The organism is Methanosarcina sp. A14 (assembly GCF_001729375.1).
Classification (GTDB): Archaea; Halobacteriota; Methanosarcinia; order Methanosarcinales; family Methanosarcinaceae; genus Methanosarcina; species Methanosarcina barkeri.
Genome location: NZ_LZPK01000040.1, coordinates 1 through 20,656 on the forward strand (window position 1 = coordinate 1; position 20,656 = coordinate 20,656).

Consider the following 20,656-nt stretch of genomic DNA (forward strand, 5'->3'; position numbering starts at 1 on the left):
CTACCATTGTCTGAGGAGTTGTTTCCACTGCCGTTGTCTGAGGATGAAGTAGTGTATTCAGCTGTCATTATAGCAAGTGCATTTTTATAGAATGCGTCAGTCCGATCATATGTCAGGGTATTTGCACCTGTCGATTTAAAATCGTCCGTAACATCCCAGGAATCAGATCCACAGTAAGTTCCCTGAGGTGTACCTGAAGTGAGTGCATTTCCGTTGAAAGTGTATGACCCGTCTGTACTTGCCATGTGTACATCTGTAAGCGTTGCATCTGTCAAGGACGCATCAGATGGCAAAGCTGCCTGGAAAGACGTACTCCCAACGTAAGTTTCGCCATTGTCATCAACATAATAAGTATCCGGATCATGTCCACGGTTTACCTGATACCAGATCTTTTTTCCACTACCATCGTCGTAAGCTACAATGAGGGTTATCAGTTTTATTCTGCCATCAAATTTATTGTCACTAGGTTCGGTATGTACGGTAGCCTTGTTTGCCCCGGACTTTACAAGACTTGTGACATCATAATACATCATGTAGTCACTGGTTACCCTGTTAACGTGGTCGTTTACCTGGACATATGCTTTTCCGTTATTACCTCCATTAGTAATGTATGTATAAGGAACATTGAGGGATTCTGTTCCTAGAGTTTTATCGTTAAAGCTTACTGTTGCTGTTCCTTGATAATTATTTTGCATGTGTCCACAGTATACAGTTGTGAGCAACATTGCCCATTCGACCTTGGCGTTAGACGGCAATGTAAAGGTCTTGTCTATAGTTTTAGCGTCGTGTATTGGCTGATCTGCTGTTCCGTAGTAGCTGTCACAATAGACACCTCCACTTACTGTTCCGCTGTGGACAGAAGCCAGAGGGACCCCGCCGACGTAATTGTCAGCCAGGCAGACTCCACTACTCAGCATCAGAGTTAACAATATCAAAATTAGTTTTCTATTCGTTAACCTTCCTCCTGTACATCAATTAGAGAAAGAATTCTAGAGATCTGTGAATAAGAAGCTCTTTTCAAAAAAATAACAGGAATCTAGACTATTACCTGTAAAAGCAGAGCCAAGTCGTTTTCATTGGGTTTTAAGGAAAGTATCAAATGCTTTTGTCAGACTGAATGGATCATATTAATTTCAGTTCTGAGTGACTCCTTTAGACAGTTATCTTCAGGATTCTTTCTCCCAACAATTTTCCAATTGTTAATTTTGATTACTTTTTAAGATAAATAATCATTTTCTTAATAACTATTCAGATATATTAATCTTTCCAAATGTTTTATATGTGCAGAAATATATAAGATATTATGTGAATTGTAATTATAAATTTCCTAAAAATTATTTGATTGATGTTGATTTTTTACTTGACAGATTATAATTGTTACTAATTAAAAATTCAAAATAAAATGTCTAAACCAGCAATTAAAAAATTTTGATTTCATAGGTTTGCCTATCAATTTTTATAATGGTGTTTAATGTTTTTGATTTGTCCCAGCTAATTAATTACTGAGTATCTATTTATAGTTCAATAAACGATTATTTATCCTAAAATTTATAATTATTATTAAATAGTAATCTTTATTTAATAGTTTTTATGAATAATTGCTAAAAACATGTGCAAATATTGGAAACATTGCTTTATAATCCTGATTTGGAAGTTTTTATAAGTTGACTACAGTGCGCCTCATAGAATGGAGAAAATTAAAGAACATAAGGTAGAAATCCAAACAATTTGAACTAAGCAAAAACGTGAAGCTCATTTATACATTACAAGATTTACATTCCTGTTAAATAATGATTTAAGCGATATTAAATAACTATCTTGGAGTCACAAACTTTAAATATGAAAATAGTTAAATAAATAGTCTCAAAAACGTAGAATTCTCAGGAAAATAAACGTAGAATTCTCAGGAAAATAAACGTAGAATTCTCGGAAAAATTGCGGGAGCAAAAAGTGAAAAATTATTATGTATTTTTTAGATATAGTAAATAGCTCCCCCCACTACATAAAACCTTGCCATTTTACATTTTATGGAGATTTATTTAATTATTTATTTTTAACTGTTATATACTTTGATTTCGTTACTTTATTAATACCTGCTGCATTGGAAACTGTAAGTGTCACTGTATATTTTCCTGCTTTGTAATACTTATGGACTGGATTCTGTTTGGCTGAAGTTTTTCCATCTCCAAAATTCCATTTCCATTTCGTTGGCGTTCCTGTACTTTTGTCAGTAAAGGTAACTTTTAATGGTGCTTTTCCGGAGGTTGAAGATGCAGAGAAAGCAGCAACAGGTTTTGCTGTCACTGTGATATACTTTGATTTCGTTACTTTATTAATACCTGCTGCATTGGAAACTGTAAGTGTCACTGTATATTTTCCTGCTTTGTAATACTTATGGACTGGATTCTGTTTGACTGAAGTTTTTCCATCTCCAAAATTCCATTTCCATTTCGTTGGCGTTCCTGTACTTTTGTCAGTAAAGGTAACTTTTAATGGTACTTTTCCGGAGGTTGGAGATGCAGAAAACGCAGCAACAGGTTTGTTACTTGAGGTCTTGTATTCTGCTGTTATTATGGCGAGTGAATTCTTATAGAATGGAGCACTCCTGTCATAGGTCAGGGTGTTTGTGCCGGTAGATTTAAAGTTGTCTTTAACACTCCATGAATCGGATCCACAATAAGTACCCTGAGGTGTACCTGAAGTGAGTGTTTTTCCGTTGAAAGTGTATGATCCGTCTGTACTTGCCATGTGTATATCCGTAAGTTTTGCAGATGTTAGTGTAGAACCCGCTGGTAAAGCTGCCTTAAAAGCTGTGCTTCCAATGTAGTTTTCACCCAGGTTATCATCACTATAATAAGTATCCGCATCGTGCCCGCGGTTCACCTGATACCATATCTTTTTTCCGCTGCCGTCATTGTAAGCTACAATGAGAGTTATCAGTTTTATTCGACCATCAAATTTACTATCACTGGGCTCCGTGTGTACGGTAGCTTTGTTTGCCCCGGACTTTACAAGACTCGTGACATCATAATACATCATATAGTCACTGGTCACCCTGTCAACATGGTCGTTTACCTTGACGTATCCCTTTCCATTATTGCCTCCATTGGTAAGGAATACAAAAGGAACTTTAAGAGATTCTGTTCCGAGGCTTTCCCGTTAAAACTCACCTTTGCAAGCCCCTGGTAATTATTTTGCATGTGTCCGCAGTATACGGTTGTGAGCAACATTGCCCATTCGACCTTGGCGTTAGACGGCAATGTAAAGGTCTTGTCTATAGTTTTAGCGTCGTGTATTGGCTGACTTGCTGTTCCGTAGTAGCTGTCACAATAAACACCACCACTTACTGTTCCGCTGTGAACCGAAGCCAGAGGGATCCCGCCGACGTAATTGTCAGCCAGGCAGACTCCACTACTCAGAATAAGAGTTAACAATATCAAAATTAGTTTTCTATTCATTGACCTTTCTCCCGTACTTCAATTAGAGAAAGAATTTCCAGAGATCTGTGCATAAGCAGTTCTTATCAAATAATTAACAGGAACCTGAGTGTTGCCAATAAAAGTAAATTCAAATAATTATTATTCTGTTTTAGAAAATGTGACCAAATGTGTATTCGAACTAGATATCTCAAATTAATTCCCGTTTCTGAGGGACTCCTTTAGACAGTTATCTTTTGGGTTCTTTCTCATAAGATTTTTCAAATTATATCTAATATTTAATACAAATAATCATATTATTAACAATTATTCAGATATATCAATCTTTCTAACATTTTAAAATTGAAAAAATATATAAATTTTTATGCGCATTTGTTATTTTTATTTTGACAAATTAAGAGATTTATCTTAAAGTGCAGGTGTTAATTATTGAAAACCATAATAATTAGCAATCTTTTTCATTTTTCCAAAAAAATAGTGATAATGGTCGTGGAAATTTCTTATGAATCGGAGAATTTTTAAAGATTCTATCCCAAAACTTCCTGTAATTTCATTATTACTGCTAAGATTACAACTCCCAAATATGATATCTCTTGTATCCTCTTCAACTTGTATGGGTAAAAGCAGTAATGGATTTCTAACCACAGACAAAATGTAATAGTTATTCCATCTTCCTTTATCAGTTATTCCATTTTCCTTTATCATATCATGGAGTAAACTTTGAGTAAAAATAGAACTTGAAGCTTTAAAACAATCTCTGGCTTCGCTGGACATCAATCCAGATGAAATTAAAAATGGAAATTAAAAATGAAATGTATGCCAAAGCTTTTCATATTTTATTTTCTATCATTGAAGTTTCCACTCAAATGTGAAGAAGATACCTTATTTATTCTTATTTACTCTCCTTTTCTTTCAACCCATAATAAATATCCAGTAATTTGAGGGTGTTTTCAGAGACCTGCACCTTCATTTCCTTGTCCGGCCTGAAAAAAGCAAAATGGTGGATCTCACTTCTTGGTTCTGGCACTCCTTTAGCCTTAATCTTGAAAACCTTGGACGCATGAAACTTGAAAAGGTATCTTACATCGTATGCCCGAAGCCCTGTTTCTTCCCGAAGTTCCCGGATTGCGGCTTCGATGCTAGCTTCCCCCTTCTTGGGTCTTCCTCCGGGAAGCCTGTAGTAAGAGCCTGAACTGCTCACCAGCAGGATTCCTTCATCGGTTTCAAATATTACTGAGCCTCTTCGATTGTCGTATGCGCTTGAAATATTTTTTACCTTCTGTAAAACGGTTGAGTTTTAAAGGTGTATATTACTGATTTACTACCCCAATTAGAAGAGTTTATTTCTGGGAATACTCAAACATTCGGCGAGACCGTTAGCTCACTTTATGTGGCAATAATTAACGAGACTTTTTTATTTTTTCAGGGTGTCCAGTAATATTGATGAAAAATTTTTCATTAAAACATAAAAACAAACCGTTAAAACGTAAAAACAAATTATGACAATTAGTTAGACCTTATAAGTTAAAAAGCCTCATGGTTCAAGTTGATTAACATCAAACTTTTCTACTTTTTAGCAACCTATATATGTTAATTCTGTGATGTGAAGTAAAAACAAGTTCAAAAGAAAATGTGAAAATGACAGGCAATAATAACGAAAATGAGTATAGGTTATGAGATATAGAGGATGAACTTCGGGCTAATTCTAGCTTGAAAATCTCGAAATATTCTGTGTCCTTACTCGGATTAATTTTTTTAATGAGGTTCAGAAAACGTAACTTTTGCCTTATGGAGCTGTAAAATGAGAAATACTCCGGACTTAAGGTGGCTTGACTTAAAAAAGACCCTACAAAATGTAGACCGGAAAGAACTTATTAATATTATTCAGGATCTTTACAGGTATTCTGAGGAAAATAGAAGGTACCTGCTTGCCAGATCCATAGATACAAATGCTGAGCCCGGGATTCTGGAAGCTTACAGGGAAGTAATAAAAAATGAGTTTTCCCAAAAAGGGGCACGGGACGCTCAGGTACTCGGTTGCAAAAAAAGCAATTAGCGACTATTCGAAGGCTTCCGGGGATTTTGCAGGGAAAATGTAGTTGATGCTTTTTTACGTAGAAAATGGGGTGGATTTTACCAACGAATATGGAGATATAGACGGAGGAGTTTTATCAAGAAATATACAGTGCCTTTGACGAGTTCTGCACCAAGTTAGAAACACCTGAAGGTAAAACCCTTTATGCCGTTTTCAGAGAAAGGCTTTTTAATCAGCAGGAAAACAAAAGGAATGGCATGGGGATTTGGAGACGGAATAAAACTGCGTGTGAAAGAAATTGAAGATTTTTTTCAAGATGCTGAAGATTTTTTTGAAGACGCGCAGAGTGATTCATAACACAAAAAACGGAGGTGGGGGGTTCATGGAAAAAACAGATTCTGTAAAATGGACACAGGCGAAGAAAATCCTGCAGAAAGCTGAAAAAACGGAACTTGTCGATCTTATTTGTGAACTTTATGGACATTCGGTTGGAGACCGCATGCTCATAAATTCCAGATACCTTGGAGAGAGCGTAAAGACGAAAATGAATAAGATGCTGGATCAGTACCGGAAAATAATTAAAGAGGAGTTCTCCCCAAAAGAGGGACTGGGAAAAATCCATTACTCTGTAGCAGAAAGAGCTATCAATGATTATTCAAATGCTTCAGGAGACTTTTTGGGGACTCTGGACCTGATGCTTACATATGTTGAAAGAAGGGGTTCAATTTGCTCGTATTTTTGGAACAATAGATGATGAGTTCTATGACAACATTGAAGGGATGCTGGAGAGGTTTTGTGAACAATTAAAAACTGAGGAAGGACAGAAATACTATCATCTTTTCAGGGAAAGACTGCTTAAGGTCGATGTGGGACTGGAAAATGTCGGATGGGGTTTTGAGGAGGCAATTTATGATCTCATATCAGATATTGAAGATTTCTTTGAGGAAGAGCAGATTGATTCCTAAAACAAAAAACTCAGGTGAGTTTTCATGGCAGAAGAACCAACTTTAAAATGATCTGACTTGAAGAAATCGTTGCAGGAAGCAGACCAGAAAGAACTTATCAACCTGCTGCACGATTTGTACAAAAAATCCGCAGACAACCGCAGGTACATCACTGCCAGGTATGCAAAAACGGAAGACGAGAGCAAAATTCTTGAGGCCTACCGGAAAAAGGTTGTAAATGCATATTATACTCCACGAAGAGCAGCCAGTAGGCCCCATTATTCGGTAGCAAAAAAAGCTATCAACGACTATTCTAAGGCTTCCGGAAACATAAAAGGGACAATGGATCTGGCTCTTACTCTTGTGGAAAACGTTATGAAGTATATTCATGAATTTTCAGGCATTGACGAAGCATCTTACGTTGGTGGATCTGACATGATGGAAAAGTTTTGTGAGCTGGCCAGGAATGAAGAAGGGCAAAATTTTTACCCATACTTCAGAGAGAGACTTCATAAAATATACCGGGACTCTGAAGACAGCCCTTACGGAATAGGGGACAATTTACAGTATTATATCTCTAATCTGGTTGATGATATCGCGGACCCGGATGATGATTTTTTTGAAGAAGACATGAAGGACAACTGATGGTTAGTCCGTCCCGTTTTATTCTGGTTTGTGAGACGGGAAGTTTCCCTGTAGGAATTAACGATAGATTACTCGATTTTTAAACAGAAGAAAAAATCTAAATAAGATTGGTTGATTAAATAAGAACATGAAACTACAGTTAAAAAAAGATATAATTTCAGCCATTGGTTGGCTTGTTCTCTGGATTATTATCAGAAACTACATAAATGCCTGTACCTCTTAACTTTAGAATTCTAACAAAAAAACTTAACAGATTTTTAAAGGGAATTCAAATTACTGAAAGCTGCATAAAATAATTTATGGTTTACCCTTCAGATTTGCAAGCACTGCAGGGAAGATTACAACAAACAATTTTTTATATTTAAAATCCAATTTATTTTCAATGGCTGCTTCCTGGTCTCGATCAAAAACCCTTGGGACAAAGCAGAAGGTCTTTTCCTGGCGGATAGACAGTCGAGGAAACCTTTTCATAAAAAGGAAGTTCAGAAAGAATCGTTTTCCCAGAATCGATAAGATTAGCTGCCGCCACCTTGACAGGCTCTGCGAATTCATGCAGGATAGGGAATGGAAGACTCTTGCAAATAACGCCGCAAAACTATGCATGGGCACGGAAAAGGACGGAATCGGGAAATTCCTGTATAAGCTCCGTTCCGAAGTATCTTATGCTCAACTTTCAAGCCAGTTAGGAGCTATCTTTTACCAGGCTGGAGTGTGGGAATGGAATGAGCAAAAAAGAGGGATGAAATTCTTACTGCTTTCGGAAAACTGGCAGGAAAAAACAACAGAGTGTTATAGAAATTCGCTAAGTCCAGAAAATGAAGCCGCTTTTTTTGATAACGTTCTTGAACCTGTTCTTGAGCCTGTTCTCGAGCCCGAACTTGAGCCCGGAAAAATAGTAAAATCTAAAAAACAACAAAAACAAGAAGAGCAAATTGAAGTAATTCAGAAAATTGAGCAGATGAAACTTTCGGCTTTTTTCCGGGATTAAGAAAAAATAAAAATCCAGAAATATGAAACTTATTAAATAACCTGAAATAGAAGGACAGGAGAGAAAGAGTTTAGAAAAAAGAATTGCTTTTGATGAGTTTAAAAAAAAATTTCTTTTGATAAGTTTCTCTATCATGTTTCTCTATCATGTTTTTCTATCATATCAAACAGTTTCAGTATCTATTTCGATACCCCCAACTTGTTTTGCAACAATATTATATATCGTGCCAATAAGAAATCCCGCTACTGCTCCCGCAATCCCATAAAAAACAATAAAGAATACAGTTACGAATACACCTTCAGTAAGACCTATCCCATCCATACTTACCATGAAAAGAATAAGCGGCGAAAATACAATTGCAAAGCAGAGATACATAAGACTCAGGACTTTTGCCAGAGACATGCTATTTAAAGATGTGATACGCACCATATTAGCTCCCCTAAAAAATATTAAATAACTTCTTAGTATAAAAATTTACTTTGTTTGGCGGCTGAAAAAGGTAACCTTTTGCTTGCGGGAATATTTTTTTGAATATTTTAAACTCGAAACTTAATTTTACAACAAGAGTGCCTGAACATCAAAGTTTAAGACCAGCCTGGAACAAATACTGAGTTAAAACTATCTCTTTTAAGACTATGTCTTTTCTTAAACTATCTCTTTGCTTTCTGGGGGCTGGCTTTAACGGAATTATCGGGTGTTAATGTACTTGAGATCCTTACAGGGATAGACCAGTTAATCTGGGGACCACCGCTTCTGGTTTTACTTGTAGGGACCGGGATTTTCCTTACCTGGAAACTCGGAATGGTCCAGGTATTCAGGCTGCCTCTTGCGCTCAGGTATGTGCTTAATTCAAGAAAAGCCGAAACTGGAGTACAGGGGGACGTTTCGAGTTTTGGAGCTCTCACCACTGCGCTGTCCTCAACTATCGGGACAGGGAATATAGTTGGGGTTGCAACTGCAATAAAAACGGGAGGTCCGGGCGCTCTCTTCTGGATGCTTCTTGCAGGCTTTTTCGGAATGGCAACCATGTATTCCGAGTCCCTGCTTGCAGTCAAATACAGGGTCATGGATGCAAACGGGCAGATGTCAGGAGGGCCCATGTATTATATCAAAAATGGGCTTGGGCAGAGGAAGTACAGCCGCGCTCTTGCAGCCGCTTTTGCTTTTTTTGGGATGAACGTAGCCCTCTTTGGAATCGGAACTTTTCCGCAAGTAAACGCCATTGTAGATTCGGCAAGGATTGCCTTTAATATCCCTGAAACCCTGAGCGCTTTTGTAATAAGCCTGCTTGTGGCGTTTGTAACGCTTGGCGGGATCAGGAGGATTGCAGCAGTCGCCCAGCTTCTGGTGCCTTTCATGGCAATAAGCTATGTATTGGGCTGCCTGATAATTCTTGGGTTAAACCTTGAGAAAATTCCTGACATCCTCGCTTTGATAATAAACTCTGCATTTACAGAAACTGCTGCACGGGGTGGTTTTCTTGGAGCTGGGGTGATGCTTGCAGTCAGAATGGGAATTGCCCGAGGAATTTTCTCAAACGAGGCAGGCCTCGGAAGTGCCCCAATAGCTGCTGCGGCTGCAAAGGTAAAAGAGCCGACCAAGCAGGGGCTTATTTCCATGACAGGAACTTTTTTTGACACCATTATCATCTGTTTCATGACCGGAATCGTCCTGATCGTAACGGATTCCTGGACAGGCGACCTTGCAGGTGCCTATATGACAAGCTATGCTTTTTCCACAGTACTTGCGGAGGTTGGAAATTACATCGTAACAGTAGGGCTCATCTTGTTTGCCTTTACAACTATCCTGGGATGGAATTACTATGGCGAGCGATGTGTGGAATATCTCTTTGGCATAAAAGGAATCCTCCCTTACAAAATCATTTACATCCTGATTGTTGCCTCAGGCGCTTTCCTGACTATAGATGTTATCTGGGTACTTGCCGATATCGTAAATGGGCTCATGGCTATCCCGAACCTTATTGCTCTGCTGGCTCTGCGAAAAGTTGTTAAGGCTGAGACCAGGAAGTATTTTGATAAACTCAAGGCCTAAGCCTCAAGCCCAAGGAAGGTATCAAGATAATCCTGCTGGATTTTCTAGGAAACCCTGTTGAAATAGAAGCTTTTTCAATCAATTTTTTCATATTTAAAATGGGGTATAGCCACGCAGTTAGACCTTTTCGCTCAATCCCAACCGTTGAGCTGTAAACGTTTAGTCGGTTTATCACGCTCTTGTTCTGAGTTTTTCGGTCAAGCCTTTTTTAAAAAGGCTTGCGTTGCACCGGTTGATCACACCGTCAAGTAGTTTTCGCTCAAGCCTTTTTTGAAAAGGCTTGGAATACAACATATTACCGGTTGCAAATAAAGTGCAACCGTTATAAACTAGGCACAAGGACTGTTATATATGAAGCCCGCCTGTCCAGAAAAGTATTCCTGCACCGGGAAAAAGAAGTGTAAGTTAATAGGTCGAATATCCGCAGACCGAAAATTGATAAATAAAATATCGGGAGATCGGAGAGCAGTAAGTAAAACATTGATAAATAGAAAAGCAGTAAGTAAAATCCTGGGAAATCAAAGAACAGTAGACAAAACATTGAGATATAGAAGTTCAATAGATAAAAAACCGAAAAATCAAGGAAAAGTTGATAAAATACCGGAAAATCCAAGATCAAGGGATGAAATGCCGGTAAATCGAAAATCGGCAAACAGAACACCGATAGATAGAATCTCGGCGTCATTTCTTCATTTTGTACTTGCCTTATTGATGATAACCGTCTTTTTGACAGGCCCGGCTTCTGCAGTTGTAGTGTCCGGTAACACTCACCTTGGAGTTGATGTCTCGGAAATCAACCCCAATCCTGCCAGGCCGGGTGAAGACCTGCTCATAAAGATCAATATCCAGAATGCCGGAGACGAGCCCGCAGAGAACGTGATAGTGGGAATTGAGGAAATTCATCCTTTCGTTTTTAAGTATAGCACTTCAGAACTTTACGGTTCCGGAACGAACACGGAGCGAAATTTCCAGATTGAACAGATACGGCAACGTTCCAAGGTCGAACTGAGTTTCTATTTGAGAGTAGATCCTAAAGCTGAATCGGGAATCTATCAGCTCGAATTCACTATTAAAGACAAGAGCGGGACAAGTTTTTCTAAAAGAATTCCTATTCGGGTGGAAGGAAACCCGGACCTTGTACTCAGCAGCACTGAAATTCTTCCTGTAAATGAGGATAATTTCTCTTCAGGAGCCATAGTTCCTGGACAGGAGTTCTATCTGAAGACATCAGTTAAGAATGCAGGAAACGGGAACGCAAAAAATGTCAGGGTAATGCTTAACCTCAACAGCTCGTCACCTTTAATCCCGCTGGAAGATAACGTCCGTTTCTTTGAGAACCTGAGTGCAGGCAGTTCCGAAAACCTCTCTTTCAAACTTCTTCTGGGCAGCAATGCTGATGTGAAGCCTTACAGGATTCCACTGCGGATAACAGCCTCGAATAACACTGAGACCTTCCAGATAGACAAGATCCAGGAAATTGGAATTAACGTACTTAATAGGGCGCAAATTGATATTTCAAGCCTGAAATTTGACCCGGAGATACCTGTGAAAGGACAGCAGGCATCCCTTACTTTAAGGCTCGAAAATGTTGGGGAAGGGGAAGCTCGCTCAGTCAAAGCCAGGCTTGAGGGGCTTGAGGGCAGCGGAAGCACGAGTGCTTTTCTCGGGCGTCTGGATAAGGATGATGATGCTCCTGCAGTTTTTACATTCACTCCTGAAAAAACAGGTGATCAGAATGTAACCCTGCTGGTCGAGTATGAGGATGATTTTGGCGAGCACCAGGTTAGCGAGAACCTGACTTTTAATGTGAAGAGACAGGAAGGAAGTGTTATTCCAATTGTTCTTGGAGCCGTCCTGGTCCTTGCAGCTGTGATTCTTTATACGAAAAAGAAAGGTAAGCTCTAAAATCCAAGCATCATGGAAACAAAAATTCTGGAAATAAGAATCCTGGAAACAAAAATCCTGGAAACAAAAATCTTGAAAACAAAAATCCAGGAAACAAGCCCGAAAACGGAATTAACCAGAAAGGATGGCCTATTATGCTCGAAAAAGCGAGAGTTTCCTTCTTCCTTGCCAGTCGCTCCATAACCAGGGGCAATAAAGGGATTACAATCTTTACAGTTTTCGTCCTGACCCTGATCTTTATACAGCTTGTGCTTTTTTCAAGCATGCTGGCTGGGGTTACGCTCAAGTTTAATGAACTTATGGTGAACTTTCAGACCGGAAACGTCGTGGTCGAACCGAAGGAAGAGGAACGCTATATAGAGGACGCATCAGCCCTCCAGAAAAAGATAGAAAGTCTTCCGCAGGTGGTAGGGACCTCAGCTCGCCTGAAAATGACTGGAAACGTCCGCTATAAAGAGAAAGAAATAGGAGCTACGGTTTATGGGATAGATCCTGCGGACGAGATCTTTGTAACAGGCCTTGAAGATGCTATGATAAGTGGGGAATTTCTGAGCAGGCCTGATAAAGGAGAGATTATTCTGGGCAGGGAGGTCTCAGGAGGTTTCGGAGCCCTCATGGACTCGAGATCTTTAGGAGGTGTGGAAGTAGGAGATACCGTTGAACTCACAATCGGAGGTGTAACCCGGGAGTTCAGGGTAAAAGGAATCTATACAACGCGCTATTTCATGGCTGATGCCTCAGCCTATCTTACCAGAGCTGACCTTGAAGAAATGCTGGGTATTGAGGGCAGGGACCTTGCTCAGGAAATAGCCGTTAAAACCGCAGACGGTACACCTGAGGACGATACCAGAACTGCGCTCCTTTCTCTTGGCATCAGTGAGAATATCCGTACCTGGCATGAATTTGCAGGTCTCCTCCGGCTGATCGAAAGCACACTTGGGCTGGTCAGGAATATTATGAATGCAATCGGCCTGCTAATTGCTTTTGTGATCATCTTTGTGGTTATTTACGTAAATATTGTGAATAAAAAAAGACAGATAGGGGTTCAGAAAGCAATAGGGATAGAACAAAACGTGATAGTTACATCCTTTGTGCTCCAGGCCATGCTTTACGCAGGCGCGGGTGTTATACTTGGCTACTTGTTTATGCGCTTTGGGCTTGTGCCTTATACGGTTTCCCATCCTGTAGAAATCCCGCTTGGAGACATGAGCCTCAAGCTGGACAATGCAGAAGCCTTAAATCGGGCAGTCCTCCTGTTTCTTTCTTCTGTAGTGGGCTCGGTAATTCCTGCGTATAAACTGGCTCAGAAAGATCTTCTTGACCTGATCTGGGGCAAATAAATGGGGCAAATAAATGGGGCAAAACAAAGGGTGAAAATATGGAAATAATCCAAAAGCAGGCTGAAGAAGCAGTAAAAACTATGGAAATAATCCAAAAGCAGACTGAGGAAGCAATAAAAAGTACGGATGAAATCCAAAAACCGACAGAGGATACTATTATAGATACTATTATAGAGGGTATCGATATCGTGCGAACCTTCAAGATGGGAGAGGTAGAGGTCCGGGCCCTGCGCAGCGTAAATGTAAGAATCCGGCGTGGAGAGTTCATTGCAATCATGGGCCCTAGTGGTTCAGGCAAAACCACTCTTCTGAACCAGCTCGGCCTGCTTGATACCCCAAATTCGGGAAAAGTCATTATAGACGGTACGGATACCTCCAGACTTTCAGACAGCGAAAAAGGCAAATTCAGGTTGCATAACCTGGGCTATGTCTTTCAGGACTATGCTTTACTTCCCGAGCTCAATGCTATGGAAAATGTCTATATCTCCCTTATAATGCAGGGCAAAAGTAAAACCGAATGTGAATCCGCAGCCGCAGAAATTCTTTCCGCAGTTGGGCTTGGCGACCGCCTTCAGCAACTCCCTTCCAAGATGAGCGGCGGCCAGCAGCAGAGAGTCTCAATAGCCAGAGCCCTTGCCCATTCCCCAGAAGTCCTTTTTGCAGACGAGCCCTGTGCTAATCTGGATTCCCAGACCTCAAAGGAAGTCCTTGACCTTTTCGAGAAATTCAATCAGGAAAAAGGACAGACAATTGTAATGGTTACACATGAAGAATGGCATGCCGAATACGCAGACAGAGTAATAAGGTTGAAAGATGGAATTATTCAGGGGTGAACTTTCTGGACAGGTATGGCTTTCTTACAGAATTGAATTTCTATTAGTATTGGATGTCTGGCAGAGTTGTAATCAAAAAAATTACAAAAAATCACATGAATTACTTCAATCAAAAGGAAGTTAGAAGTTAATAAGTAATCATTTTATGTTATAACTTCCAGTTGTTTTTACCGAAGAATACATTATAAAAATGCTCTTTTTCAGATTGATTACCATATGTATCCTTTAATAAAACATCTTCTACACATTGGAAGTAACCTGAAACTCCGTTCCATATATTAATAATATCTTTAGACTTTCCGCATCCATCACATAATTTTTCTTTAAAACTTTTTGGTGACTCTGGCGAAAGGATATAAATTTTAAGTCCATGATTTTTAACAGCATTAGATATTACACTGTTAATATGTTCATCGCCAAAACCATAACCTATTACTAATAAACGACGTTTATCCTGTGAAAGTACTTCTTTAAAAGTGTCAAAATAAAATCTCAATAAAGGTTCATTATTAATCTGTTCAGTTTTGCCCCTGCCGATAACCATTGATTTTGATCCATTAGAACTAATCCAATTATATGACCCGTGGAGCTTTATCAGAAAATAACTTTCTTTTTTCAACAGATTTTCTTTTCTAGAATTTAATACATCTTCGTTAGGTAGTAGATAATAATCTTCCTTTTTTAAATTATAGAATTGTTCTCTTTCTTCATCAGTTGAAAATGGAATAAAATCATAAAAAGAATCTCTATTCATATACCATACTGGATATTTATCAATTCCAGGAATACAAAGTCTAAGAATATAGATTTTGGTAGGATCTCTAGGCTCAAGAGGATTTTGGTAAAATCTTTCAATAAACAAATCTTGATTCAGTGTAAAGATAAAACTTTTATTTTTTGTATTGCCAAAATTAAAAAATAATGTATCAGTGTTGTGAATCCATTCTATTTCTGGGTATTTTCTTAATCGCCTTAAAAGAGTTTCGTCTATGGTGTCGTATGCAGCTTTCGTGGCCTCTTGGATGGCGTCTTTTTCTTTACGTTTAAATTTTAAAGTTGGCAATAAACTTTCTTTGTCTTCTAATCCTTCTAGCACAGAGTAATAAACTGATTCATAATCGAAATTATTAAGCATTAATTTTTTAATTCTCGGTTGAGCCTGAATTTTTTCATTATTAAATATTTCAGCCCACATTTCACTTGCTAATAGACCGCCAAAATTTTTAGTAAAACCAGCTCCTAATAATAATATGTTTTCAGCATACATAGAACCAGTATTTTTATTACTCATCTTAATCACTATTTGGTAACATACGATCACATATAATGTTTTTTAAATTATAGTCTGTTTTTGCTTTCATGTCTAGATAAGGCTCTTAATGTTATGTTTACTGTTTACTATGTTTTTCGTACTATTTTTTGCAGTTGATTAAAGGGCAACTATTCATAACTCATATACTCCTCCAGTATATTGAATGAATAAGTTTAGAAAAACATAGGTTAAATATGTTGAAAAAATGAGAGAGTAACAAGTTATACTAAATCAAAAAAATTAATAATTATCCAATTCTATTATTTATTTTATTGAGTTAATAAGGAAATCTCTATCATCCTGCAAGTCTAAAATGTGCATCTTACGATGACAATTAGGGCATAAAGCAACAGTATTCGTTTTGTCATCAACCCCGCCTTCTGACAACCATCGGATGTGATGAACTTCCAAAAAAGGAGTTCCATCTTTTTTTAAAAATGGAGCTAAGTTACCACAAAGTTGACAATAACCATTAGCTTTCTTCAACGCAAGAGCGGAAACGTCAGGATCTCGGTCATATCTTACCGAAGCTGCAGATGTGGTTTTCAGAGTTTGCTTTTTTGTTTTAGCATCTATCTTTTTTTCCAATTCATATATAGACAACTGAAACGCTTTGTTAATATTTTCTTGCTCTTTTTTATCTAAGTATTCTTTAGATAGAAATATTTGTCTATCTACCATACCAACTTCTTCTAAAGCTTGAACCAACTCATCTCTCAATTTCCAAACGAATCCTTTATTAGGTCTTTTGTAGTCAACATACCATCCTTCAAATGGTACGATGAATACTGATTTTTTACCTGTAGTACCAATTACTTCAAATCGATTCAAATGTTTTAGAATCCTTCTAGTTAATTCTTTGACAATTCCGTTATATGGAGGACGTTTCAATTCAGGTGAATATTTTTCCTTTACTGTATTAGCAGTTGCTTGATGGCCAACTTCATTATACCACTTCAAAACCATATCCAATGCGTTTTCGTAAAAAATTTCATGATTTTGAAGCATCGACTTCCACTCATCCACAGAGATATCAATATCTACTTCATAATGACCATTAGATTCCTTCAAGTACCGCCTTTCCATCTGTAAACCACCTTTCATATATTTACTAACTGGTAGTCCAAATCTTACCAAAACTTCCACCATGACTCACTTTCGGTGACTTCTGGTAAAAGCTTAGTATTCAATTTACTATTTTACATTTTACTGAATAAAGTTCTGAATATGGGATTGTTTATGTATATTTTCATATAGTCAAATAATCAGAAACGATTGTTTTATCCCAAAATTATTTGGTAGATTAAAAACTTTGAAAGTTTAATATATGATACAAGCAGACAACGCAAAAGTTAAGTGCTTAAGGCTCTTCGCTGTTTCTAGTGGGTAACTTATATTTCATTCCTAAATTTTTGAGTTGAATATATTAAATATAAAAACAGTTGTTGCTGAAAATTACATTCAGACTTGATATTTTCCTATTTGGCCTGAATACTTTCTAACTAATCAATTATTTTCAACCCATACGTAACAGCGAAGAGCCTTATTATCTATCTAAAATTAGGAAAACTAAAATTTGAGTTACTCATATGAAATAGCGAAGATCCAAGATTATTTATGTATCGGCTCAACCATGTAATTTCTTTTATCAATAATTGTTTCACCGTAATTGCCTTGTGAGGTATCTATAAATTCATAAATAGTGTGATTTCTTTCTGAAGAAATATTTGTCTTTCCTATAGAGTAAAAAGTAGAGTTTTTAAAGCAATAAAAAAGGTAAAAAATCAAAAAAATAAAAATAGTTGAAACAATAGGAAATAGTTTAAAAATAAGACTAATTATCCAATCTGACCCTATTATTACAAAAATTCCCATTGAATAAATGATAACCATTAAGCCTTTAGTTAAACGATATATTAAAACATTGTTCTTTAGTTGCACATAGGTATTAAATTCATCTCGAAGATAACTAACAGCAGAGTTAAATTCGTCGTATTTACTGAGATCAAAATTAAGACTATTTTTTTTAGATTGAAACCATTTTTGGTAATGTTTTTTAATTTCAAAAACGTTTTGATTAATTGTTTCCTTTTGTTCATTGTAATTATCAACTAATGAAAAAATAATTGCCCCACCGATACTTAGAGTAAATAAAATTCCAGAAAACGATAACTTATTCCCAGATATTACATCTAGCGGTTTATCATCATAAAGTACTGTTGTATTAATCGTTGTATTAATCATATTTTTAGCTGTACCTGACAAGAAACTATCAAAGTTTAATCCATTTTCTGACAGAAAAATTTTCTGCAAAAAAAACCAGAAAAGGAATATCAAAATAAGAATGACGAAGTTATAAGATAAAAACTTGAGATACTTACTCGCAAGATTAAATAAAAAATCAGACATAAAGCTAGTTGTTAAGTTTATCCACTTTTTAACAACCAAATTATGAATAGGACTTTGTTTCAAAAAAGTAGTAGCTTTTTTTGAATATATGTAAATTTCAGGTAAGAATAAAATAAATCCTATTAATAAAAGGATAATGTTTCCATATGCAGCTAAAGCAAATAAAAAAGTACTAGCCACCATAAATGAAATAATAGATAACTTTCTTCCAAATTTTGAATTATAAATTGCAAATTCGACATTTGTTTTTTTACTTAGGTTTTGAAGCAAGTAATTTAATTTTTTGTATTCATTAGATTTGTTACGTGCAAATATTTGATTCAATTCATCAAATGAACTTTTTACCTCAAGCTTATAATACATAGTAGCGGCAATTGAAGAATGAACTAGAATGAAAATGTAGAAACCGGCTGATTGCATTATGAACTTCCTAATCGCAAGATAAAATGTAATTTAAGGGACAATATATGAAGTACTAATGCTTATAAAATCTGCATCCAAACAATTTAAACTTTATTATTGTGTTGAATAATAGATCAGTCTTTTGATTTATTGTATCCTGAAATTATTTCGCAGATTAAAAACTCTATGAAAGTTTAATACCTTATAAAAGAGCATGCGACACATAAGTTAAATTTTGAGTGAATTCCAACTTAATTTTAGTAGCGAATCTTTGATCAATTCCGAAAAAACAAGTGCATTCATCTTATTTGAGTAAAATCAAACTATACCGAATTGCTTACTGTTTTTATTCCGGAAATCTGGGTTTCTCCTGCGAACTATCACGTTTTTCGGATTCTTTACACCTTTCGGATTCTTCCCACTTTCCAAATTTCAAAAATTATTGGAATAGTATTTTAGTAACATTTACAATATAGTTAGCGTGAAAGCCCAATAATGGGAAGGATTTACATGTTTTTTGAGCTCGTGCTGGTAAAATATAAAACTTATTTGAAGCACTATTAAGGGCTTTTGCGGCTCTTAATAATAGCTGAGAGATTTGCCTTTCTTTTCCTGCTCATGATTTTATTCGATGCCTACGAGTTTGCTTATTTTCTTCCCGGAATGGAGACATTTTTTAAAACTCAGAACTACATTGACCTACAGGTTCAATATTATTTTAATGGCTGTGGGAGCGGTTATAATCACTTTTTATACAAACGGCTCTAAAAAAGGATTCAGGTACAGCCAGACCTATATCGAAGACCTGTTTGAAGAATATGAACCGTTGATAAAGCAGTATTTTGAAAAGCTCTCATCTTGAAAAAAGAGGAGTTCCAATAATAACATCCGTATGAGGTAAGTTGCACTTCAGGCTGATTTCACCTGCAACTTCAAGCCGATTTTACCTACAACTAAAGGCCAATTTCATATGCAATTACTTTTACTGAATTTTCTTATTCCGGAATTTTTTCATTTTGGAACGATATCCCCCTCATCATTCTCAACATTTTGAGATGTTTCCTCGCGTAATTTACGCGGTTATATGACTATTAAATTAATGAAATAAGCATTCGTTTAATGAACTTATGTTAGAAAGATACACAAAAAAAGAGAAATAAAATAAGATTAACTGTTAAAAATATTATATATAATAACTGCATAGTATAAATTGCGTTCTCATCCCTTTAACACCCCACTAGCAAAGAGCACCTACTCCAGAAAATTACTCTATAATAAAGGGATATAGAAAGAGAAACTCGCAACGCATAAGTCAAGTACCTCAAACCTCTTCCCCAACTATAATAAAGTGAGTCTCTTGAATACCGTTCGGAACTCCCAGGTTTTTCGGATGAGAACGCCACCTCATTTTAAAAAAGTGTTTAGGAACTTTACGAATTTCATATCCTTAGTATCATATCAATCCTCAAAAATTTAATAACTTTGAATAATTACAATCGATTATATCTGAATTTGCTATTGATTCGACACCATTATCCACCCGAGTTCTTTAAGCCTTTTCAAAAAACTGCTTTTCCGCAAGCTTTTTAAAAAAAGACTTGAGCGAAAACCCCAGAAACGTTTTTAGTACAGAGTTTTTCCGTGGTCTCTTTAGTACAGAGTTTTTCCATGATCTCCTGCTTTCTGCGGTTTTTTCTTTAGTTAAGATCAGTTAGTCAACTTAATAATTGACTAAAACTCTATTCTCTTAAATTCAATTCTTTTAAACTCAATTCTCTTAAACTCAATTCTCTTAAATTCAGTTTTCTTAAACTCAGTTCTCTTAAACTCAGTTCTCTTAAAGAAAGATTATCTGCTACCGGATCTCAGGTAAATCATCCTTTTAGAACGAGTTGACCTTTTTCTTGTTACCTTACAGGCAATCATTTTTAGTATTTACATTCAGTTACATCAGGTACTGTAGCTTAATGCTATAAGGTTAAACCAGTAAAGAAAAATTAGATACGTATACCAACAAAATAGAGTTAAAATAATATTATTTATTAAAAATATTATATAGAGTGAGAGCATAGTATAACTTGCGTTCTCATCTACAAGACCACATAGCAAGACCTATTCCACAAGAAATACTTCAACGCCTACTCCGAAAAATCTACTCTAAAAGTGAAGAGATAAGAAGCTCGCAACCCGTGAGTCCAATACTAAACCTCTTCCTGAACAAGACCTAATAAGTGCCGTTCGGAACTTCCAGAATTTTTCAGGTGGGAACGCAGCTCTTTTCTAAATAAAACTGTTAAGGGTTTCAAACCTGGCAGAAAATCTATGCTGAAGTTAGAATTCACTTGTGTTTATTT

19 protein-coding genes and 2 pseudogenes are annotated in these 20,656 nt (G+C 36.7%); 11 read left to right on the plus strand and 10 right to left on the minus strand.

Annotated elements, in window-relative coordinates:
• The 6 genes and pseudogenes from A9239_RS02710 to A9239_RS02730 form a co-directional block, all read right to left on the minus strand.
• Positions 1-917: DUF3344 domain-containing protein (locus tag A9239_RS02710; protein WP_255361885.1), on the minus strand; the 917-nt coding region annotated here is incomplete at its 3' end.
• A gap of 1,126 nt (positions 918-2,043) precedes the next feature.
• A pseudogene (locus A9239_RS20060) lies at positions 2,044-2,547 on the minus strand (PKD domain-containing protein); the annotation flags it as partial.
• Positions 2,548-2,622: 75 nt separating this feature from the next.
• Positions 2,623-3,039, minus strand: a pseudogene (locus A9239_RS20065) (DUF3344 domain-containing protein); the annotation flags it as partial.
• A 32-nt stretch (positions 3,040-3,071) separates the two neighbouring features.
• Positions 3,072-3,458, minus strand: coding sequence for a DUF3344 domain-containing protein (locus A9239_RS20070; RefSeq protein ID WP_048154901.1), 387 nt, complete (start codon positions 3,456-3,458; stop codon positions 3,072-3,074).
• Between the two features lie 405 nt (positions 3,459-3,863).
• Positions 3,864-4,211 carry a hypothetical protein gene (locus A9239_RS02725; protein ID WP_048154898.1) on the minus strand — a complete coding sequence of 116 codons (348 nt, stop codon included), beginning with the start codon at positions 4,209-4,211 and terminating at the stop codon, positions 3,864-3,866.
• Positions 4,212-4,329: 118 nt separating this feature from the next.
• The gene (locus A9239_RS02730; protein ID WP_052712709.1) at positions 4,330-4,638 is read right to left on the minus strand and encodes an NUDIX domain-containing protein; all 309 of its coding nucleotides are present in this window, start codon (positions 4,636-4,638) and stop codon (positions 4,330-4,332) included.
• Between the two features lie 600 nt (positions 4,639-5,238).
• Here A9239_RS02730 and A9239_RS17965 point away from each other — a divergent pair.
• The 6 genes from A9239_RS17965 (at position 5,239) to A9239_RS02755 (ending at position 8,049) form a co-directional block, all read left to right on the plus strand.
• Complete coding sequence (locus A9239_RS17965) at positions 5,239-5,493, plus strand: hypothetical protein (RefSeq protein WP_052712708.1); 255 nt, start codon at positions 5,239-5,241, stop codon at positions 5,491-5,493.
• 183 nt (positions 5,494-5,676) lie between these two features.
• Positions 5,677-5,829 carry a hypothetical protein gene (locus A9239_RS19285; protein ID WP_155400456.1) on the plus strand — a complete coding sequence of 51 codons (153 nt, stop codon included), beginning with the start codon at positions 5,677-5,679 and terminating at the stop codon, positions 5,827-5,829.
• Between the two features lie 25 nt (positions 5,830-5,854).
• Positions 5,855-6,226 carry a hypothetical protein gene (locus tag A9239_RS02740; RefSeq protein WP_054864901.1) on the plus strand — a complete coding sequence of 124 codons (372 nt, stop codon included), beginning with the start codon at positions 5,855-5,857 and terminating at the stop codon, positions 6,224-6,226.
• Positions 6,227-6,251: 25 nt separating this feature from the next.
• The gene (locus A9239_RS02745) at positions 6,252-6,437 is read left to right on the plus strand and encodes a hypothetical protein (protein ID WP_141706348.1); all 186 of its coding nucleotides are present in this window, start codon (positions 6,252-6,254) and stop codon (positions 6,435-6,437) included.
• A 69-nt stretch (positions 6,438-6,506) separates the two neighbouring features.
• On the plus strand, positions 6,507-7,061 hold the full coding sequence (locus tag A9239_RS02750; RefSeq protein WP_048154892.1) for a hypothetical protein: 555 nt from the start codon (positions 6,507-6,509) through the stop codon (positions 7,059-7,061).
• Between the two features lie 382 nt (positions 7,062-7,443).
• Positions 7,444-8,049, plus strand: a complete 606-nt coding sequence (locus A9239_RS02755; RefSeq protein WP_048154889.1) for a hypothetical protein — start codon at positions 7,444-7,446, stop codon at positions 8,047-8,049.
• A gap of 162 nt (positions 8,050-8,211) precedes the next feature.
• On the opposite strand, the gene A9239_RS02760 is transcribed toward A9239_RS02755, so the two are convergent.
• Complete coding sequence (locus A9239_RS02760; RefSeq protein WP_141706349.1) at positions 8,212-8,478, minus strand: hypothetical protein; 267 nt, start codon at positions 8,476-8,478, stop codon at positions 8,212-8,214.
• A gap of 243 nt (positions 8,479-8,721) precedes the next feature.
• Between A9239_RS02760 and A9239_RS02765 the strand changes: the two genes are divergently transcribed.
• The 4 genes from A9239_RS02765 (at position 8,722) to A9239_RS02780 (ending at position 14,179) form a co-directional block, all read left to right on the plus strand.
• Positions 8,722-10,101 (plus strand): sodium:alanine symporter family protein, encoded by a 1,380-nt coding sequence (locus tag A9239_RS02765; protein WP_048154883.1) that lies wholly within the window; start codon positions 8,722-8,724, stop codon positions 10,099-10,101.
• Positions 10,102-10,536: 435 nt separating this feature from the next.
• Complete coding sequence (locus A9239_RS02770) at positions 10,537-12,006, plus strand: COG1361 S-layer family protein (RefSeq protein WP_255361886.1); 1,470 nt, start codon at positions 10,537-10,539, stop codon at positions 12,004-12,006.
• A gap of 134 nt (positions 12,007-12,140) precedes the next feature.
• Positions 12,141-13,346, plus strand: a complete 1,206-nt coding sequence (locus A9239_RS02775; protein ID WP_048154880.1) for an ABC transporter permease — start codon at positions 12,141-12,143, stop codon at positions 13,344-13,346.
• A gap of 38 nt (positions 13,347-13,384) precedes the next feature.
• A complete protein-coding gene (locus A9239_RS02780; protein ID WP_048154878.1) occupies positions 13,385-14,179 on the plus strand; it encodes an ABC transporter ATP-binding protein in 795 nt (264 codons plus the stop codon).
• Positions 14,180-14,327: 148 nt separating this feature from the next.
• Here the strand turns inward: A9239_RS02780 and A9239_RS02785 are convergent, their stop codons facing one another.
• The 3 genes from A9239_RS02785 to A9239_RS02795 form a co-directional block, all read right to left on the minus strand.
• Complete coding sequence (locus A9239_RS02785) at positions 14,328-15,470, minus strand: SIR2 family protein (RefSeq protein WP_048154875.1); 1,143 nt, start codon at positions 15,468-15,470, stop codon at positions 14,328-14,330.
• 285 nt (positions 15,471-15,755) lie between these two features.
• The gene (locus A9239_RS02790; RefSeq protein ID WP_048156833.1) at positions 15,756-16,577 is read right to left on the minus strand and encodes an HNH endonuclease; all 822 of its coding nucleotides are present in this window, start codon (positions 16,575-16,577) and stop codon (positions 15,756-15,758) included.
• Positions 16,578-17,102: 525 nt separating this feature from the next.
• Entirely contained in the window at positions 17,103-18,320 is a 1,218-nt protein-coding gene (locus A9239_RS02795; protein WP_048154873.1) for a hypothetical protein, read from the minus strand.
• A gap of 613 nt (positions 18,321-18,933) precedes the next feature.
• Here A9239_RS02795 and A9239_RS18760 point away from each other — a divergent pair.
• On the plus strand, positions 18,934-19,164 hold the full coding sequence (locus A9239_RS18760; protein WP_141706351.1) for a hypothetical protein: 231 nt from the start codon (positions 18,934-18,936) through the stop codon (positions 19,162-19,164).
• Positions 19,165-20,656: the final 1,492 nt, after the last annotated feature.

Excerpts from the sequence above, each read along its gene's own strand:
- A9239_RS20070 (WP_048154901.1), bottom strand. The coding sequence starts at position 3,458 with ATGAATAGAAAACTAATTTTGATATTGTTAACTCTTATTCTGAGTAGT.
- A9239_RS02725 (WP_048154898.1), bottom strand. The coding sequence starts at position 4,211 with ATGTCCAGCGAAGCCAGAGATTGTTTTAAAGCTTCAAGTTCTATTTTT.
- A9239_RS17965 (WP_052712708.1), top strand. The coding sequence starts at position 5,239 with ATGAGAAATACTCCGGACTTAAGGTGGCTTGACTTAAAAAAGACCCTA.
- A9239_RS19285 (WP_155400456.1), top strand. The coding sequence starts at position 5,677 with ATGCCGTTTTCAGAGAAAGGCTTTTTAATCAGCAGGAAAACAAAAGGA.
- A9239_RS02740 (WP_054864901.1), top strand. The coding sequence starts at position 5,855 with ATGGAAAAAACAGATTCTGTAAAATGGACACAGGCGAAGAAAATCCTG.
- A9239_RS02745 (WP_141706348.1), top strand. The coding sequence starts at position 6,252 with ATGCTGGAGAGGTTTTGTGAACAATTAAAAACTGAGGAAGGACAGAAA.
- A9239_RS02755 (WP_048154889.1), top strand. The coding sequence starts at position 7,444 with ATGGCTGCTTCCTGGTCTCGATCAAAAACCCTTGGGACAAAGCAGAAG.
- A9239_RS02760 (WP_141706349.1), bottom strand. The coding sequence starts at position 8,478 with ATGGTGCGTATCACATCTTTAAATAGCATGTCTCTGGCAAAAGTCCTG.
- A9239_RS02775 (WP_048154880.1), top strand. The coding sequence starts at position 12,141 with ATGCTCGAAAAAGCGAGAGTTTCCTTCTTCCTTGCCAGTCGCTCCATA.
- A9239_RS02780 (WP_048154878.1), top strand. The coding sequence starts at position 13,385 with ATGGAAATAATCCAAAAGCAGGCTGAAGAAGCAGTAAAAACTATGGAA.
- A9239_RS02785 (WP_048154875.1), bottom strand. The coding sequence starts at position 15,470 with ATGAGTAATAAAAATACTGGTTCTATGTATGCTGAAAACATATTATTA.
- A9239_RS02790 (WP_048156833.1), bottom strand. The coding sequence starts at position 16,577 with ATGGAAAGGCGGTACTTGAAGGAATCTAATGGTCATTATGAAGTAGAT.
- A9239_RS02795 (WP_048154873.1), bottom strand. The coding sequence starts at position 18,320 with ATGCAATCAGCCGGTTTCTACATTTTCATTCTAGTTCATTCTTCAATT.
- A9239_RS18760 (WP_141706351.1), top strand. The coding sequence starts at position 18,934 with ATGCCTACGAGTTTGCTTATTTTCTTCCCGGAATGGAGACATTTTTTA.